At 67.3% G+C, this 15,912-nt stretch carries 17 protein-coding genes; 13 read left to right on the top strand and 4 right to left on the bottom strand.

Annotation, left to right across the window (positions count from 1 at the left end):
• Positions 1-862 (bottom strand): AMIN domain-containing protein (locus ZRA01_RS00990; RefSeq protein WP_218028627.1); only part of this gene is annotated, 862 nt, incomplete at its 3' end.
• 519 nt (positions 863-1,381) lie between these two features.
• Between ZRA01_RS00990 and petA the strand changes: the two genes are divergently transcribed.
• The 3 genes from petA to ZRA01_RS00975 are packed head-to-tail and all read left to right on the top strand — an operon-like array spanning position 1,382 to position 3,018.
• Positions 1,382-2,011 (top strand): ubiquinol-cytochrome c reductase iron-sulfur subunit, encoded by a 630-nt coding sequence (gene petA / locus ZRA01_RS00985; RefSeq protein WP_141348885.1) that lies wholly within the window; start codon positions 1,382-1,384, stop codon positions 2,009-2,011.
• A gap of 24 nt (positions 2,012-2,035) precedes the next feature.
• Positions 2,036-2,320, top strand: a complete 285-nt coding sequence (locus ZRA01_RS00980; protein ID WP_141348881.1) for a cyd operon YbgE family protein — start codon at positions 2,036-2,038, stop codon at positions 2,318-2,320.
• Positions 2,321-2,361: 41 nt separating this feature from the next.
• Entirely contained in the window at positions 2,362-3,018 is a 657-nt protein-coding gene (locus tag ZRA01_RS00975) for an MBL fold metallo-hydrolase (protein WP_141348880.1), read from the top strand.
• Positions 3,019-3,066: 48 nt separating this feature from the next.
• Here the strand turns inward: ZRA01_RS00975 and ZRA01_RS00970 are convergent, their stop codons facing one another.
• Positions 3,067-4,383, bottom strand: coding sequence for a sigma-54 interaction domain-containing protein (locus ZRA01_RS00970; protein WP_141348879.1), 1,317 nt, complete (start codon positions 4,381-4,383; stop codon positions 3,067-3,069).
• Between the two features lie 189 nt (positions 4,384-4,572).
• On the opposite strand from ZRA01_RS00970, the gene cydP reads away from it, so the two are divergent.
• Genes cydP through ZRA01_RS00935 form a run of 7 tightly spaced genes read left to right on the top strand, consistent with a single transcriptional unit; the run spans position 4,573 to position 10,651 of the window.
• The gene (gene cydP, locus ZRA01_RS00965; RefSeq protein WP_141348878.1) at positions 4,573-4,755 is read left to right on the top strand and encodes a cytochrome oxidase putative small subunit CydP; all 183 of its coding nucleotides are present in this window, start codon (positions 4,573-4,575) and stop codon (positions 4,753-4,755) included.
• Positions 4,745-6,298, top strand: coding sequence for a cytochrome ubiquinol oxidase subunit I (locus tag ZRA01_RS00960; RefSeq protein ID WP_141348877.1), 1,554 nt, complete (start codon positions 4,745-4,747; stop codon positions 6,296-6,298). The genes cydP and ZRA01_RS00960 overlap by 11 nt, the downstream gene beginning before the upstream one ends.
• Positions 6,299-6,313: 15 nt before the next feature.
• Entirely contained in the window at positions 6,314-7,453 is a 1,140-nt protein-coding gene (cydB, locus tag ZRA01_RS00955) for a cytochrome d ubiquinol oxidase subunit II (protein ID WP_141348876.1), read from the top strand.
• Positions 7,454-7,465: 12 nt separating this feature from the next.
• A complete protein-coding gene (gene cydX, locus ZRA01_RS00950) occupies positions 7,466-7,588 on the top strand; it encodes a cytochrome bd-I oxidase subunit CydX (protein WP_141348875.1) in 123 nt (40 codons plus the stop codon).
• A complete protein-coding gene (locus tag ZRA01_RS00945) occupies positions 7,578-7,997 on the top strand; it encodes a globin domain-containing protein (protein WP_141348874.1) in 420 nt (139 codons plus the stop codon). Before cydX ends, ZRA01_RS00945 begins: the two co-directional genes overlap by 11 nt.
• Before the next feature lie 48 nt (positions 7,998-8,045).
• Positions 8,046-8,906: an MBL fold metallo-hydrolase gene (locus ZRA01_RS00940; RefSeq protein ID WP_141348873.1), complete on the top strand. Its 861-nt coding sequence runs from the start codon at positions 8,046-8,048 to the stop codon at positions 8,904-8,906.
• On the top strand, positions 8,906-10,651 hold the full coding sequence (locus ZRA01_RS00935; RefSeq protein WP_141348872.1) for a SulP family inorganic anion transporter: 1,746 nt from the start codon (positions 8,906-8,908) through the stop codon (positions 10,649-10,651). Before ZRA01_RS00940 ends, ZRA01_RS00935 begins: the two co-directional genes overlap by 1 nt.
• A 48-nt stretch (positions 10,652-10,699) precedes the next feature.
• Here the strand turns inward: ZRA01_RS00935 and katG are convergent, their stop codons facing one another.
• Together katG and ZRA01_RS00925 are read right to left on the bottom strand one after the other, a co-directional pair.
• Positions 10,700-12,874, bottom strand: a complete 2,175-nt coding sequence (gene katG, locus ZRA01_RS00930; protein ID WP_141348871.1) for a catalase/peroxidase HPI — start codon at positions 12,872-12,874, stop codon at positions 10,700-10,702.
• Positions 12,875-13,153: 279 nt separating this feature from the next.
• The gene (locus tag ZRA01_RS00925; RefSeq protein WP_141348870.1) at positions 13,154-13,798 is read right to left on the bottom strand and encodes a peroxiredoxin; all 645 of its coding nucleotides are present in this window, start codon (positions 13,796-13,798) and stop codon (positions 13,154-13,156) included.
• A gap of 541 nt (positions 13,799-14,339) precedes the next feature.
• Between ZRA01_RS00925 and ZRA01_RS00920 the strand changes: the two genes are divergently transcribed.
• The 3 genes from ZRA01_RS00920 to ZRA01_RS00910 are packed head-to-tail and all read left to right on the top strand — an operon-like array spanning position 14,340 to position 15,895.
• The gene (locus ZRA01_RS00920) at positions 14,340-14,624 is read left to right on the top strand and encodes a cyd operon YbgE family protein (RefSeq protein WP_246093242.1); all 285 of its coding nucleotides are present in this window, start codon (positions 14,340-14,342) and stop codon (positions 14,622-14,624) included.
• Positions 14,625-14,658: 34 nt separating this feature from the next.
• Entirely contained in the window at positions 14,659-15,396 is a 738-nt protein-coding gene (locus ZRA01_RS00915; protein ID WP_141348869.1) for a ZIP family metal transporter, read from the top strand.
• Between the two features lie 16 nt (positions 15,397-15,412).
• Positions 15,413-15,895, top strand: coding sequence for a hypothetical protein (locus ZRA01_RS00910; protein WP_141348868.1), 483 nt, complete (start codon positions 15,413-15,415; stop codon positions 15,893-15,895).
• The last annotated feature ends 17 nt before the right edge of the window (positions 15,896-15,912 follow it).

The raw sequence follows: 15,912 nt of genomic DNA, 5'->3' as shown, positions 1-15,912 counted from the left end.
CGCCGGCACCACCGCGCCGCGCGGCGACCGCCGGCGCAGCAGGCGCGACGGGCGCCGCCGCCACGCTGGGGGCTGGCGCAGACGGCGCCAGCGCAATCAGGAGCGAAGCGCCCGTGGCGGAGCGGCTCAGCTCGGGGCTGACCAACGACAGGCTCTGCCCCGGCCGGATCGGCATGACGACCCGCGAACCGGCGCGTGGCAGCGGCTCGAAGCGCGGCAGGCCGAACACGCCCGGGTCGAAGCTCACGCTGCCGAACATGCGGCTCACGTGGGCCCGGCCCAGCCGTGGAAAATCGATGACCAGCCGCTCGGGGTTGCGCAGCAGCCGGGCGTCGGCGCGCAGATCCTTGCCGCCCCGCAACAGCAGGGTGCGCTGGCCGTCGGCCACGTTGAGGTCGACGCCGGTGAGCTCATCGTTAACTGCCTGCCGGCCGAGGACGAGCTCCCACTGGCTGACCCCGCTGCCGATCGCCGCGATGGTCTCGTCGAGCACTTCGTAGGGCTCGACCAGGTCGATGACGAGGCGCGAATCGAGCCGGCCGTCGGCCTGCACCCGCACATCGCGGACGCCGCCGGTGCGCGCCTTGATCTCGCCGGCGATGCGCTTGCGCGCCACGTCGGCGCTCACGCCCTTCAGCACCAGCACCAGCTGGCGCCCGTCGGCGGTCACGCCGGAATCGGCCAGAGTGCCCTGCTCGCTCTCCAGCTGAAGGCGCAGCACATTGCCGTCCTGGCGGAGCGCCACCCCCTGCACCTCGCCCGCGAGGGCCGGCAAGGCCAGCCCCGCCGTTGCCAGGATCCACGCCAGCCTCTTCAGCACCGGAAGCCCCCGACGATTGCCTTGCCCGATAACGTCGCTCATTTGAAACCCGGAAAAGTGGTTTGACTGCTCCAGCCGGAACGGCCACACAGATCGGCGACGGCCTGATGCCAAGCCCCGCTCGAGCCGGATGTCCCGGAAAAATCCTGTTGGCGTTATCCACCTGAAAGCGCGCGCAGTCAGGGCGATACGAGTTCGCCATCTGCCCTTTACGGCAGCGGGAGGGCGGGGCTTTAACGGGCAAACGGCAGTTCGAGAGGGCTGGTGGTACGAGGCGGAAATATAGGGTGTGGCGCGACTCGGCGGCAGGCACGTCGCACCTCAGCCGGCCGATATGGGCCCCGGGCAGTGACTGCCAATGACCGCCAATAGCTGCCAAGAACCGCCTAAAACTGCCAAAACTGCCCAGCCACCCGCAACCAGAAGCCAGACCGTCTGCCTTACTTAATTGCAGAAACAGATTAAGCCACTGATTTTATTGGCTTCAAAAACACGTCAGATGTCTGGCACGGATATTGATAGTGCGTGAGCAATCCAAACCTGCCCAACAAGGACACGCCCATGACCGCCACGCCCTCCTCCGCCCGCTGCACCGCCGGCGACGCCCCCTGCAACCCGTCCCGTCGCCTGCTGCTCATCGCCACCGCCGGCGCCGGCGGCGCACTCGCGGTGGGCGCCGCCGTGCCCTTCGTCGCCAGCCTCACCCCCTCGGAGCGGGCCCTGGCAGCCGGCGCGCCGGTGGAGGTGGACATCGACAAGCTCGCCCCGGGCGACATGATGGTCGTCGAGTGGCGCGGCAAGCCGGTGTGGATCCTCCACCGCACGCCGGAAATGCTGGCCACCCTGGCCAAGGCCGAGCCGGGCCTCGCCGACCCGGCGTCGGCCGAGGCGTCCCAGCAGCCCGACTACGCGCGCAACCCCCACCGCTCGATCAAGCCCGAGTACCTCGTGGCGGTGGGCATCTGCACCCACCTGGGCTGCTCCCCGTCGAGCGCCTTCGAGGCCGGCAACCCAGCCCTCGGCGCCGACTGGCCCGGCGGCTTCCTGTGCCCCTGCCACGGCTCCACCTTCGACCTCGCCGGCCGCGTCTTCAAGAACAAGCCGGCGCCGACCAACCTCGAGGTGCCACCCCACAAGTATCTGAGCGAGGGCCGCCTGATCATCGGCGCCGACGACACGGCCACCGCCTGAGGCCGGGCCCGGAAGCCTCGCCCCATGGATCTCAACGCCTCCGGCCGGCCCGACCCGGGCGCACGCCTCCTGTCCCTCGTCACCGGCGCCCTGCTCGCCGTGCTGCTGGTGGCGCGCCCCGAGATCGCACTCGACCGCTGGGGGGCCGCCGACCCGCTGGCGGCGCTGTGGCTGCTGTGGTCGATGCTGGCCGGCCTTGTCAGCGGTACTGGCTGGCCCCAGTGCCGCGGCGCGCTGCGGCAGCTGCTGTCCAGCGAGGCCTGCCTGCTCACGCTGGTGCTGGCCTTCCTCCGCCTGGCGACCCACTGACTTCACGAGCAGGCCGCGCCGCCTGCCCGAAGGATCGCACCATGTATTTCCGCCAGTTCCACGACACCACCAGCGCCGCGATGAGCTACCTGATCGCCGATTCGTCCACCGGCGTAGCCGTTGCCATCGACCCCACGCCCGACCCCTGCCAGGGCCTCGTCCTGAAGGCCTTGCTGGCCGAGCGGGGCTTCTCGCTGGCGCTGATCCTGCTCACCCACACCCACGGCGGCGTGGCCGACGACTTTCTCGCCCACTACCCCGGTGCCGGCATCGTGGTGGGCCCGCAAGGGCTGCGGGCATCGGTGGGGCAGCAGGTGCGCCACGGCGAGGTGCTCGGCTTCGGCAACGAGGTGATCCAGGTTATCGCCACCCCGGGCCACACCGCCGACAGCCTCAGCTACCTGTGGCGCGACCGCCTGTTCTGCGGCGACGCGCTGGCCCTCGGCGGCTGCCCACTGCAGACCGACGACGATGATTGCGACCCCCGCAGCATCTACGATTCAGTGGTCGACCGGCTGTTCGCCCTGCCCGCCGAAACCCTGGTCTTTCCCGGCCACGACGCCCAGGGGCGGACCGTGTCGACGATAGGCGAGGAGCGCTCGCGCAACCCCTTCTTCCTGGCCCGCTCGCGGGACGCCTTCGTCACGGCCTTTCGCGGCACGCGCGGCGCTACCGGCGTGGCGCCCGCCTGGCAATAGCCCGGCGCTGGGCAATTCAGCTACGCTGGCTGTGGCCCCTGCACGCCATCAGGACAAGACCTTGATCCGGCGGTACAGCGTGCGCTCGGAGAGCCCCAGCTCGGCGGCCAGGGCCTTGCGCGAGCCCCGGTAGCTGCGCAGCAGGCTGGCAAGCTCGGCGTCGCTCAGCTCGCGGGGGGTGTCGGGGCCCGCCAGCCGCGGGGTGGGCGTCGCGGCCTGCACCCGGCCGGGCTCGCACAGCTCTTCGGGCAGGTGGCGGCGCTGCACGGTGTCGCCGTCGCACATCAGGCTCGCCCGCTCCAGGATGTTGCGCAGCTCGCGCACGTTGCCCGGGTAGTCGTAGGCCTGCAGGCAGGCCAGCGCCTCGTCGGCGAGCTTGAGCTTGCGCTCGGGGGCGACGCGGCCGAGGAGCGCCTCGGCGAGCAGCGGGATGTCGTCAGGCCGCTCGCGCAGGGCCGGCAGGCAGATCGGAAAGGCATTCACGCGGTAGAACAGATCCTGGCGGAAGCGGCCCTGGGCCACCAGCGCCTTGAGCGGCTGGTGGGTGGCGGAGATCAGGCGGATGTCGGCGCGGATCAGCTCGGTGCTGCCGACCCGGCGGTAGGTGCCGGTTTCGAGCAGGCGCAGAAGCTTGACCTGCATCGGCAGCGGGATGTCGCCCAGCTCGTCGAGGAACAGCGTGCCGCCGCTGGCCGCCTCGACCAGCCCGATCTTGCGCGCGCTGGCGCCGGTGAAGGCGCCCCGCTCGTGGCCGAAGAGCTCGCTCTCGAAGAGCGTCTCGGTGAGGCCCGAGCAGTCGACGGCCACGAAGGGCCGCGCGCTGCGCCGGCTGGCGTCGTGGATGGCCTGGGCGACGAGTTCCTTGCCGGTGCCGGATTCGCCCTGCAGCAGTACGGTAGCGTCGGACGGGGCGACCCGGGCGACGAGCTCGAGCATGTGGCGAAAGGCCGGCGCGCGGCCGAGCAGGCCCTGGGTGCCGGCGAGCCCGCGGGCGCCGGGCAGCGGCTCGAGCTTCTCGATGAACCAGGCGATCTCGCCGTCGCTGCCGCGGATCGGCGACAGCTCGATGTTCTCGTAGCTCTCGCCAGTGGAGGTGTGGTGCAGATGCACCACACGCTCCCGCTGGCCGGACACCAGACTGCGGGCCAGCGGGCAGGATTCGCCAGCCTGGTCGCAGGGCACCGGGTAGCGGTGGGAGACCTCGAAGCACTTGCGCCCGATGAGATCGGCCCCGGGGCCGCAGTTGGCCCGGTAGGCGGCGTTGGCGGCCAGGATGCGGTAGCTGCGGTCGCACAGGATGTGCGGCTCGGGCAGGGTCTCGAGGAAGGAGACGAGCTCGGGCAAGGGCTGGGGGGTGGCGGTCATGGCGGTCCGGTTTCTGCCAGTTTGTCTGCCAGATGCTGCCACGGCAGGCACCCGAGGTCAAACGGCTGCGGCTGATTGTCGCCTGCGACAAAATGCAAGCCCTTGATGCAGGACGTTTTTCAGCGCATTCGGCAAAATGGCACGGCTCTTGATATGTCAATCACGACAAGACCCGAAAGCTGCCACGCCATGCCCTCCTCCGACTCCCTTCTGCGCCGCCACCTGGGCTGGATCATCGCGATGAAGCTCGCGGCGATCTTCGCCCTGTGGTGGTGCTTCATCCGCGACGCGGGCGTTGCCGTCGATCCGGAGGTGGTTTCCAGGCAGTTCGCCCCCAACCCCGTCTCGCAAGGAGCGCCCCATGGTCAGTGAACAACTGGTCGACCTCTCGCGGCTGCAGTTTGCCGCCACCGCCCTCTACCACTTCCTCTTCGTGCCGCTCACCATCGGCATGGTGTGGATGCTGGTCATCATGGAATCGGTTTATGTGATGACCGGCAAGCCCCTCTACAAGGACATGACCCGCTTTTGGGGCAAGCTCTTCGGCATCAACTTTGCGCTGGGCGTCACCACCGGCATCACGCTGGAGTTCCAGTTCGGCACCAACTGGGCCTACTACTCTCACTACGTGGGCGACATCTTCGGGGCACCGCTGGCCATCGAGGGGCTGATGGCCTTCTTTCTCGAATCCACGATGATCGGCCTGTTCTTCTTCGGCTGGGACCGCCTGTCGCGCAAGCAGCACCTGCTGGTGACGATGCTGATGGCGCTGGGCACCAACCTGTCGGCGCTGTGGATCCTGATCGCCAACGGCTGGATGCAGAACCCGGTGGGCGCCGAGTTCAGCTACACCACGATGCGCATGGAGATGACCGACTTCTGGGCGGTGGTGTTCAACCCGGACGCCCAGGCCAAGTTCGTGCACACCGTGTCGGCCGGCTACGTGACCGGGGCGATGTTCGTGCTGTCGATCTCGTCGTGGTATCTCCTCAAGCGCCGCGACGTGGAGTTTGCCAAGCGCAGCTTCGGCATCGCGGCGGCCTTCGGTTTTGCGTCGGTGTGCTCAGTGATCGTGCTGGGCGACGAATCCGGCTACACGGTGGGCGAGGCCCAGCAGACCAAGCTGGCGGCGATGGAGGCCATGTGGGAGACCGAGCCCGCACCGGCCGCCTTCAACCTGGTGGCGATCCCCAACGAGGCCGAGATGAAGAACGACTTCGCGATCGAGATCCCCTGGGTGATGGGCCTCATCGGCACCCGCTCACTGGACAAGCAAATCCCGGGCATCCGCGAGATCAAGCTGAAGAACCGCGAGCGCATCGTGTCGGGCATCGAGGCGGTCAAGGCCCTCGACCTGCTGCGCAAGAGCCCTGGCGACAGCGCCGCCAAAGTGCGCTTCGAGGCCCACAAGGCCGACCTCGGCTTCGGGCTGCTGCTCAAGAAGTATGTGAGCGATTTTGGCCAGATCACGCCGGCGATCATCGACAAGGCCATGCACGACACCGTGCCGCGGGTGGCCCCGATGTTCTGGAGCTTCCGGCTGATGGTGGCGCTGGGCTTTGCGATGCTGCTCGTCTTCGGGCTGGCCCTGTGGCACTCGGTGAAGGGCGACTTTGCCGACAAGCCCTGGCTGCTGCGCGCCGCGCTGCTGTCGCTGCCGATGCCGTGGGTGGCCTGCGAGGTGGGCTGGTTCGTTGCCGAATACGGCCGCCAGCCGTGGACGATCTACGGCGTGCTGCCGACCCACCTGTCGGTATCCACCCTGAGTGTTGACAGCCTGTACGGCTCGCTCGCCGGCTTCGTCGGCTTCTACACGGTGCTGCTGGTGGTCGAGATGTACCTGATGGTGCGCTTTGCGAAGCAGGGCCCCGGCAGCCTCGGCACCGGTCGCTACGCCAACGAAGCCCACACCTGAACCGGAGAGACGACAATGTTCGACTACGAAACCCTAAAGCTCATCTGGTGGCTGCTCGTCGGCGTGCTGCTGGTGGGCTTTGCGATCATGGACGGCCACGACATGGGCGTCGGCACCCTGCTGCCCTTCGTCGGCAAGAACGACACCGAGCGGCGGGTGGTGATCAACACCGTCGGCCCCCACTGGGACGGCAACCAGGTGTGGTTCATCACCGGCGGCGGCGCCATCTTTGCGGCCTGGCCGCTGGTGTATGCCACCGCCTTCTCGGGCTTCTACTGGGCGATGCTGGCGGTGCTGTGGGCGCTGTTCTTCCGCCCGGTGGGCTTTGATTACCGCAGCAAGATCCACAACGCCACCTGGCGGAGCACCTGGGACTGGGGCCTCTTCATCGGCGGGGCGGTGCCGCCGCTGATCTTCGGGGTGGCTTTCGGCAATCTGTTCCAGGGCGTGCCCTTCAGCTTCGACGACCACCTGGTGTCCACGTATTCGGGCAGCTTCTGGGCGCTGCTCAACCCCTTCGCGCTACTGTGCGGTGCGGTGTCGACGGCGATGATCACCTTTCATGGCGCCATCTACCTGGCCCACCGCACCCAGGGCGAGATCCAGTGGCGGGCCCTGCGCGCCGCCGGCTTCTTTGGCGGGCTGCTGGTGCTGACCTTCGCCGCTGCCGGCCTGTGGTTGTGGATGAGCATCCCCGGCTACGTGATCCAGTCGACGGTGGACGGCGCCGCCCTGCCCGACCCGCTGGCCAAGACCGTGGTGCGCGAGGCCGGCGCGTGGTTTGCCAACTACCGGCGTTACCCGGCCACCCTGGCGCTGCCGCTGCTCGGCTTTGCCGGGGTGATCGCCGCCCAGGCGCTGGCCCGCTCTGGCCGTACGATGGCGGCGTTCTGGGCCTCGTCGCTGGCCATCGTAGGGGTGATCGGCACCGCGGGGGCGGCGCTGTTCCCCTTCATCATGCCCTCATCGATCGACCCCGACGCCAGCCTCACGGTGTGGGACAGCGTCTCCAGCCGGCTCACCCTCAACATCATGCTGTGGGCGACGCTGATCTTCATGCCCATCATCATCGTTTACACCAGCTGGGCCTACCGCGTGATGGGCGGCAAGGTGACCGCCGCCTATGTGCGGGAAAACAGCCATTCGGCTTACTGAGGAGAACACGACATGTGGTATTTCACCTGGCTTCTGGGCATCGGCTTTGCGGTGCTGCTGGCGATCCTCAACGCCCTGTGGGCCGAGCACGAGGCCGGCCGGGAGGCCGGCAAGGGAGCCCGCGATGGCCATTGATCTCTACGCCCGGCTCGGCCCCGACGGCATCGCCCGGCTGGTGGACCGGCTCTATCACTGGATGACGGTGCTGCCCGAAGCTCACGCCTCCCACCTGCTGCACCGGGCCGATCTCTCCGAGGTCAGCCGCCGCCTGACGGCCTTCCTGAGCGGCTGGCTGGGCGGCCCGGACCAATACCGGGCCGCCTACGGCGAGCCGATGATGCGCCGCCGCCACTTCGCCTTCCCGATCGGCCCGGCCGAGCGGGACGCCTGGATGGCCGCGCTGTCCCGGGCGCTCGACGAGGTGACCGCGGCCGACCCCGAGCTTCACGCCGCGCTGCATGCCCGCTTTGCGGCCATGGCCGAGCACATGCGCAACCAGAGCCACGACGGCCACCCCGCCGGCCGCTGCCGGCAGCACGCCTGAAGGCGCGCAGACGCCCTGAATCCGTCAAAGCCAAGCAACGAGAACATCATGACAACGGCCCAGATCCAGTCTTTCTTCGACCCCGCCACATTCACCGTCACCCACGTGGTTTCCGACCCGGCCACACGGGCCGCGGCCATCATCGACAGCGTGCTTGATTTCGACCCCCGCTCGGGGCGAACCTCCCGCGCCAGCGCCGACCGGGTGATCGCCCATGTGGAAGCCACCGGCCTGCGGGTCGAATGGCTGCTCGAAACCCACGCCCACGCCGACCACCTCTCCGCCGCCCCCTATCTGCAGTCCCGCCTGGGGGGCAAGATCGCCATCGGCAGCCATATCCGGGAAGTCCAGGCGGTGTTCAGCAGAGTGTTCAACCTGCCCGACATGGACAACGGCGGACGGGAGTTCGATCACCTGTTCGAAGATGGCGAACACTTTGCGATCGGTACGCTGGATGTGCGGGTGATCCACACCCCCGGCCACACACCAGCCTGCATGACTTATGTGGTCGGCAACGACGCCTTCGTTGGCGACACGCTGTTCATGCCCGATTACGGTAGCGCGCGCTGCGACTTTCCCGGTGGTGACGCGGCCACCCTGTACCGCTCCATCCACAAGGTGCTCGCCCTGCCCCCGGCGACTCGCCTCCACCTGTGCCACGACTACCCGCCCACCGACCGAGCCCCGCAGTGGGCCACCACCGTGGCCGAGCAGCGCGCCGGCAACATCCACGTCCATGACGGCATCAGCGAGGCTGACTTCGTGGCCATGCGCACGACCCGGGACAAGACGCTCGCCATGCCCACCCTGTTGCTGCCCTCGGTACAGGTCAATGTACGCGCCGGCAGGCTGCCTGAGCCCGAGGGCAACGGGACCCGCTATCTCAAGCTGCCCCTCGACCTGCTCTGATGGCCACCTCACAGACCGCGGCCGACGGACTTGCCGGCCGCTGGGCGAGATACCGCCAGGGCCCCCTGGGAGATGACCTGCTGGCCGCAGTGGTGGTCACCATCCTGCTGGTCCCCCAGAGCCTGGCCTACGCCATGCTCGCCGGCCTGCCCCCGAGCGTGGGGGTGATGGCCAGCCTGCTGCCCATTGTGGCCTACGCCGCGCTCGGTTCCAGCGCGACCCTGGCGGTAGGGCCCGTGGCGGTGCTGGCGGTGATGACCGCCCAGGCCATCGGCCCGGCGGCGGCCCAGCTGGGCGTCTCACCTCACCTTGCCGCCCTGGTGCTCGCCGTCGAGATGGGGGCCGTCTTTCTGGCTGCCGCGCTGCTACGCCTGGAGATGCTGGCCGCCCTGCTGGCGGCACCGGTGCTCCACGGCTTCATGACCGGGGCGGTGTTGCTGATTGCCCTCGGGCAGCTTCCAGCACTCCTCGGGCTGCCCCTGAAGGGCAATACCGCCCTCGAGCTGGGGCAGGCCTTCATCAAGATGGACCATCCATCCGCCCACCCGGCGACCGCCCTCGTCGGCCTGCTGTCGCTGGCGACCCTGTGGGCCATCCGCCGCTATGGTGCTCCCGGCCTGAGCCGGCTCGGCATACCCCGCGCCCGCGCCCAGGTCATCGCCCGGGCGGCCCCGATCCTGGTGGTGGTGAGCGCCATCGCCTGGGCCGCCCTGGCACCGGACGCTGCCAAGGGGGTTGCGCTGGCCGGCACGGTCAGCCTTGCCTCGGGCCTCGATTTTCCCTCGCTGTTCGCGGCGCCCTACGCCCTGTGGAAATCCCTGGCGCTGCCGGCGACCCTTCTGGCCCTGGTTGCCTACGTGGAGAGCCTGGCCGTGGCCGAGGCGCTGGGCGCCCGTCGGCGCGAGAGGGTGTCGCCAAGGCGTGAGTTGCTCGGCCTCGCCGCCGCCAATGTGGTGGCCGGCCTGAGTGGCGGCATGCCGGTCACCGGCGGCTTTGCGCGCAGCATCGTCAACTTCGACGCGGGCGCCCGGACCCGGATGGCCGGCGTCTGGACGGCGCTGCTGCTGGGCCTTGCGATGGTCCTGGTGGGCGATCTGCTGGCCTGGCTGCCGCGGGCGGTGCTGGCCGCCACCATCCTGATCGCCGTGATGTCCCTGCTCGACACGTCACCGTTCCGCCTTGCACGGCGCTACGACCCTGCCGAGTTCGGGCTGATGGTGCTGGTGAGCCTGCTCACCCTGCTGGCGGGCGTCGAGCCGGCCCTGCTGGTCGGCGTGCTGCTGTCGCTGGGCTTGTTTCTCAAGCGTGCCGCCCGCCCCCACTGGACCGAGGTCGGCCGCCTGGCCGGCACCGACGTCTTCCGCAACGTACGGCGCTTCCCGGTGGACACCCTGCCGGCGGTGCTATCGGTGCGCGTCGATGAGAGCCTGCTCTTCATCAACGCTCGCTGGATCACCGAGGTCATCGACACGGCGCTGGCCGGGCGCCCCCTTGCCCGCCACGTGGTGTTGATGATGAACGCCGTCAATGGCATCGACCTGTCCGGGCTGGAGGCCCTGCAGCACCTCAGTCGGGATCTGGCGGCCCGGGGCGTGCAGTTGCATCTTTCCGAGCTGAAGGGCCCGGTGAAGGACAGGCTGCAGCACGGCGGGCTGGGTGAATGGCTGTCCGGCCAGGTCTTCATGACGCAAACGGATGCCTGGCAGGCGCTGGCCGCCGAGGCACCCGCCGGCGCCGGAAAATGAAACCCCCACGCCGTGCCTCGGCGTGGGGGTTGCGGGGGGCGACCGAACTCAGGCGAGATCGAAACGATCGGCGTTCATCACCTTGGTCCAGGCGGCCACGAAGTCGCGCACGAACTTCTCGCGGTTGTCGTCCTGGGCATACACCTCGGCGTAGGCACGCAGGATGGAGTTGGAGCCAAACACCAGGTCGACCCGCGTCGCAGTCCACTTCTTCGCTCCGCTCTTGCGCTCGACGATGTCGTAGCTGTTGCGCCCGGTCGGCTTCCAGCTATAGGACATGTCGGTGAGATTGACGAAGAAGTCGTTGCTCAAGGTGCCAACGCGGTCGGTGAACACCCCGTGCGAGCTGCCGCCGTGGTTGGTGTCCAGCACGCGCAGGCCGCCGATCAGCACGGTCATCTCGGGCGCGGTGAGCCCCAGCAGCTGGGCCCGGTCGAGGAGCATCTCCTCGGGCTGGACGACGTAGTGCTGCTTCTGCCAGTTGCGGAAGCCATCGTGCAGCGGCTCGAGCACCTCGAAGGATTCGACGTCGGTCTGCGCCTGGGTGGCATCGCCACGGCCCGGCGCAAACGGCACGCTGACCGCAACGCCGGCCGCCTTGGCCGCCTGCTCGATGCCGACGTTGCCGCCGAGCACGATCACGTCGGCCACGCTGGCACCGGTTTCCGCCGCGATCTTCTCGTAGGCTGCCAATGCCTTGGCCAGGCGTGCGGGCTCGTTGCCCTCCCAGTCCTTCTGCGGAGCAAGGCGGATGCGCGCGCCGTTGGCGCCGCCACGCTTGTCGGAGCCCCGGAAGGTGCGGGCGCTGTCCCACGCGGTGGCGACCATCTCACCGACCGACAGCCCCGCGGCGGCGATCTTCGCCTTGACGGCGGCAACGTCGTAGTCGCTGCGGCCTGCCGGGATCGGGTCCTGCCAGATCAGGTCTTCGGCCGGCACGTCGGGGCCGATGTAGCGCGCCTTCGGGCCCATGTCGCGGTGGGTCAGCTTGAACCAGGCGCGGGCAAAGACGTCCTCGAAGTAGGCCTGGTCGTTGCGGAAGCGCTCGGCGATCTTGCGGTATTCCGGGTCGAAGCGCAGCGCCATGTCGGCGTCGGTCATCATCGGCTTGCGGCGGATCGACGGGTCTTCCACGTCCGCCGGCATGTCTTCTTCGGCGATATTGACCGGCTCCCACTGCCAGGCACCGGCCGGCGACTTCTGCAGCCACCAGTCGTGCTTGAAGAGCATGTCGAAGTAGCCGTTGTCCCAGCGGGTCGGATTGCTGGTCCAGGCGCCCTCGATGCCGCTGGTCACGGTGTCGCGGCCGATGCCGCGGGTCTTGTGGTTCATCCAGCCGAAGCCCTGCTCCTCGATGTCCGCGCCTTCCGGTGCGGGGCCGAGGTTGGCCGCATTGCCGTTGCCGTGGGCCTTGCCGACGGTGTGGCCGCCGGCGGTGAGGGCCACGGTTTCCTCGTCGTTCATGGCCATGCGGGCGAAGGTGATGCGCATGTCGCGGGCGGTCTTGAGCGGGTCGGGCTTGCCGTCGACGCCCTCGGGGTTGACGTAGATGAGGCCCATCATCACCGCCGCCAGCGGGTTCTCGAGGTCGCGCTCACCGGAGTAACGCGAGCCTTCGCCGCCGCTGGGGGCGAGCCATTCCTTCTCGGAGCCCCAGTAGATGTCCTTTTCCGGGTGCCAGATGTCCTCGCGCCCGAAGGCAAAGCCGAAGGTCTTGAAGCCCATCGACTCGTAGGCCACGTTGCCGGCCAGCACGATCAGGTCGGCCCAGCTGAGCTTGTTGCCGTATTTCTTCTTGATCGGCCACAGCAGGCGGCGTGCCTTGTCGAGGTTGCCGTTGTCGGGCCAGGAGTTGAGGGGCGCGAAACGCTGGTTGCCGGTGCCGGCGCCGCCCCGGCCGTCGGCGATGCGGTAGGTGCCGGCTGCGTGCCAGGCCATGCGGATCATCAGGCCGCCATAGTGGCCCCAGTCGGCCGGCCACCAGTCCTGACTGTCGGTCATGAGGGCGCGCAGGTCGCGCTTGAGCGCATCCACGTCGAGCTTCTTGACCTCGTCACGGTAGTTGAAACCCGGCTCAAGCGGGTTGGTCTTTGCGTCGTGCTGGTGAAGGATGTCGAGATTGAGCGCCTTCGGCCACCAGGCCATGTTCGAATTGCCCGCGGCCGTGTTGCCGCCATGCATCACCGGACATTGGCCGGCAGGCGTGGTGTTCTTTTCGTTCATTTCGATCTCCTCTGGTTCTCGTTAGTTGGCTTGCGGGGTCATGATGTCCCGGGGAGTTCGGAGATCTGACCGCCAGAAAAGCATACATCAGCGATCATTACTTTAGGCGATGATGCTGATGGGGACCTTCTATACAGAGAACCATGGAGACAGGACTGAGGCCCCGCCAGCCACAAGTCAATAGCCGGCCACCTGCCGGCGGGATTCCGGCAGGCTACTGGCCAATCGGGGCAGGCAGGAGCGCCGGAAGGCGCCCCTGCCGGTAAGCGCCGGCGGTGCTCAGAGCTTACGGGTCGAGTAGTACCAGTCGACTGTTTCAAACCCTTCCGAGGCACGCTTCTCAGCGGCTTCCGCGGTCTTGGGGGGCGGAACGATGACCGGCTTCCCTGGACACCAGTTTTCCGGCGTGGCGACACCGTTGGCGTCGGAAGTCTGCAGGGCCTGGAGCAGGCGCACGAACTCGTCGATGCTGCGTCCGTTGCTCATCGGGTAATACACCATCGCGCGCAGAACGCCCTTCGGGTCGATGAAGAACGTCGCCCGTACCGCCTGAGTATCTGCGGCCCCAGGGTGAACCATCCCATAGGCGCGCGCCACGTCCATCTTGATGTCTTCGATGATCGGAAACGGAATTTCGACTCCAAACTTCTCCTTGATGTTGCGCACCCAGGCGAGGTGGGAAAACAGACTGTCAATTGACAGCCCCAGCAACTCACACCCCATCTCGGCGAAGCGCGGTGCAGCCTGAGCGAAGCCGATGAACTCGGTCGTGCAGACAGGGGTGAAATCAGCCGGATGGGAGAACAGGATCAGCCATTTGCCCCGATAGTCCTCAAGTTTGCGGTCACCATACGTGGTGCGGGCGCTAAAGCTCGGTGCGGCTTCGTTGAGACGGGGGAAACTGCACTGCGATACGTTTTCCATTTGTATCTCCTTGGGAAAAAGGGACGGCAACACTGCACTGGCAGCGTCAGGCTCATATAGGCAAGTTCGGCGCCACATTCAGACATCGGATGCCATTAATATTTTTTTGTTTTAAAACAAATACTTTATTTCCATCGACCATCCTCGTCAGCCATGAAAGGTAGCGGATACCTGCCATTTGACGCTGCCACTGCCAAACGCTGCCAAATCTCACCACCACTGAGCAGCAGGAAAGAAGAAGTTAAAAATAAGAATTTACTAATATTTGGATTCCGTTTCTGACCGAGATGTAAAACCCAGAGGGTCGATACGGGACGTCAGCAGGCAAAACCTGCGGGACAGTTGGGTGGGGTGAAGTCCTTGACGCTCACTGCCAGGGCGCTGCCTGACGACTGCCAATATCCTGCCATCTCCGTTTCTCGGGCGTCCTGACAGTCTGAATAAAGTCACAAACAATTGATAAAGCTTAATTTTTTATAAAGCTCTAAAACAGGCACGGATCTTTCTTTCAACTCTTACCCATCGCTCCACGAACACGACCATGACTGACACCTCTCACCCTGCCGCCCCCGCCCAAATGCATCTGCCGAGCCTGTTCGTGGCCTTGACGATCATGCTCGGCGGCACGCTTTACCCACCGCTGATGGCCGACGCGGCGGGCAAGGCCGACCATGGGCTGGCCCTGGCGCTGTTCCTTGCCATGAGCACCGGCCTGATACGCGGGGTGGGCTTCGTGCCCCGTCACCCCGTCTGGCGGATCCTCTTCTCGGGCTGGGCCTGCGCGCTGGCGCTGGCGCTGGCGATGTTCCTGAAAGGCCAGCACTGATGCTCATTCAGGCCCCACTGCCCAGGAGCACCCCATGTCGATGATTGCCGTGCTCGGCCTTGCCTGCGCCGGCAGCGTCGGCGCCATGGCCGGCGCGCTGGCCGTCGCGGCCAGCCCGGCCGGCTGGCGCAGCCGCCTGCAGCCCCTTCTCCTCGCCTACTCCGCGGGCACCCTTCTGGCCGCCGCCCTGCTCGGCATGCTGCCACGTGCCTTTGCCGCACTGCCGGGGCCCCAGGCCGGGCTGACCGTACTGGCCGGTTTCCTGCTGCTCTACGCCATCGAGAGGGCCAGCGTCTGGCACCACTGCCACGACGGAAGCTGCGCTGCGCGCCGGGGTCGAGGGCGCCTGATCCTGATCGGCGATGCCTTCCACAATTTTGTCGATGGCATCGTGATTGCCGCCGCCTTCCACACCTCCCCTGCGCTCGGCGTTACCACCACCCTCGCCGTCATCGCCCACGAGATTCCCCAGGAGATGGGGGATTACGCCATTCTGCTGTCGTCCGGGCTGTCCCGCCGGCAGGCCCTGGGCTGGAACCTGCTCTCCGCCCTCGCCACCCTGCCGGGCGCCCTGCTTGGCTACTTCATGCTGTCCGACATGCAGGGCCTCGTTCCCCATGCCCTGGCCATTTCTGCCGCAAGCTTTCTTTACATTGCCCTCGGTGACCTGCTGCCCCGCCTCCACGAGCAGGCCGACCGCGGCCAGCGGGGCCAGTTGCCAATGCTGATACTGGGCATTGCCACCATCCTCGTCATTCGCCTGAACCACTGAAAACAGGAACCCATCCATGCGTCTCGCCCATCTTCGCCTCACCGCCCTGAGTCTCGCCCTGGCCCTGCCCCTGGGCGCACTTGCCGCCCCGCTCATCGCCGGCAGCAGCCTTCCCCCGCTTAGCCTCGAGGACCAGCACGGCAAGGCGGTCAGCGTCCCGGCTGGCACCCGGGTCATCGTGTTTGCGGCCGACAAGGCCGCCAGCGATCTGGCCAATGAAGTCCTCGGCAACGAGAAACCCGGCGTCCTAGAACGCCTGCAGGCGGTCTACGTCGCCGACATCAGCGGCATGCCGTCCCTCGTCACCAAAATGTTCGCCCTGCCCGCGATGCGCGCCCTACCCTTCCCGATCGGCCTCGCCCGGGAATCCGCAGTGCTGGCCGACCTCCCGCGTCAAAAGGCGGCGGTGACGGTGATCCGCCTCGCGGACGGCAAGGTGCAGGGCATGGACCACGCCAAGGACACCGCTCAGCTCAAGCAGATGCTCGGCCTCAACTGACACCCCGCCCCAACGCC

It is taken from the genome of Zoogloea ramigera (assembly GCF_006539865.1).
GTDB lineage: Bacteria > Pseudomonadota > Gammaproteobacteria > Burkholderiales > Rhodocyclaceae > Zoogloea > Zoogloea ramigera.
This window is presented reverse-complemented; position numbering and strand designations above follow the sequence as displayed.

What these genes read in the sequence shown, in the direction of transcription:
- ZRA01_RS00970 (WP_141348879.1), bottom strand. Translation starts at nt 4,383, where the DNA reads ATGACCGCCACCCCCCAGCCCTTGCCCGAGCTCGTCTCCTTCCTCGAG.
- cydX (WP_141348875.1), top strand. Translation starts at nt 7,466, where the DNA reads ATGTGGTATTTCACCTGGCTTCTGGGCATCGGCTTTGCGGTGCTGCTG.
- ZRA01_RS00925 (WP_141348870.1), bottom strand. Translation starts at nt 13,798, where the DNA reads ATGGAAAACGTATCGCAGTGCAGTTTCCCCCGTCTCAACGAAGCCGCA.
- petA (WP_141348885.1), top strand. Translation starts at nt 1,382, where the DNA reads ATGACCGCCACGCCCTCCTCCGCCCGCTGCACCGCCGGCGACGCCCCC.
- ZRA01_RS00910 (WP_141348868.1), top strand. Translation starts at nt 15,413, where the DNA reads ATGCGTCTCGCCCATCTTCGCCTCACCGCCCTGAGTCTCGCCCTGGCC.
- ZRA01_RS00975 (WP_141348880.1), top strand. Translation starts at nt 2,362, where the DNA reads ATGTATTTCCGCCAGTTCCACGACACCACCAGCGCCGCGATGAGCTAC.
- cydB (WP_141348876.1), top strand. Translation starts at nt 6,314, where the DNA reads ATGTTCGACTACGAAACCCTAAAGCTCATCTGGTGGCTGCTCGTCGGC.
- ZRA01_RS00945 (WP_141348874.1), top strand. Translation starts at nt 7,578, where the DNA reads ATGGCCATTGATCTCTACGCCCGGCTCGGCCCCGACGGCATCGCCCGG.
- katG (WP_141348871.1), bottom strand. Translation starts at nt 12,874, where the DNA reads ATGAACGAAAAGAACACCACGCCTGCCGGCCAATGTCCGGTGATGCAT.
- ZRA01_RS00915 (WP_141348869.1), top strand. Translation starts at nt 14,659, where the DNA reads ATGTCGATGATTGCCGTGCTCGGCCTTGCCTGCGCCGGCAGCGTCGGC.
- ZRA01_RS00980 (WP_141348881.1), top strand. Translation starts at nt 2,036, where the DNA reads ATGGATCTCAACGCCTCCGGCCGGCCCGACCCGGGCGCACGCCTCCTG.
- ZRA01_RS00960 (WP_141348877.1), top strand. Translation starts at nt 4,745, where the DNA reads ATGGTCAGTGAACAACTGGTCGACCTCTCGCGGCTGCAGTTTGCCGCC.
- ZRA01_RS00935 (WP_141348872.1), top strand. Translation starts at nt 8,906, where the DNA reads ATGGCCACCTCACAGACCGCGGCCGACGGACTTGCCGGCCGCTGGGCG.
- ZRA01_RS00920 (WP_246093242.1), top strand. Translation starts at nt 14,340, where the DNA reads ATGACTGACACCTCTCACCCTGCCGCCCCCGCCCAAATGCATCTGCCG.
- ZRA01_RS00940 (WP_141348873.1), top strand. Translation starts at nt 8,046, where the DNA reads ATGACAACGGCCCAGATCCAGTCTTTCTTCGACCCCGCCACATTCACC.
- cydP (WP_141348878.1), top strand. Translation starts at nt 4,573, where the DNA reads ATGCCCTCCTCCGACTCCCTTCTGCGCCGCCACCTGGGCTGGATCATC.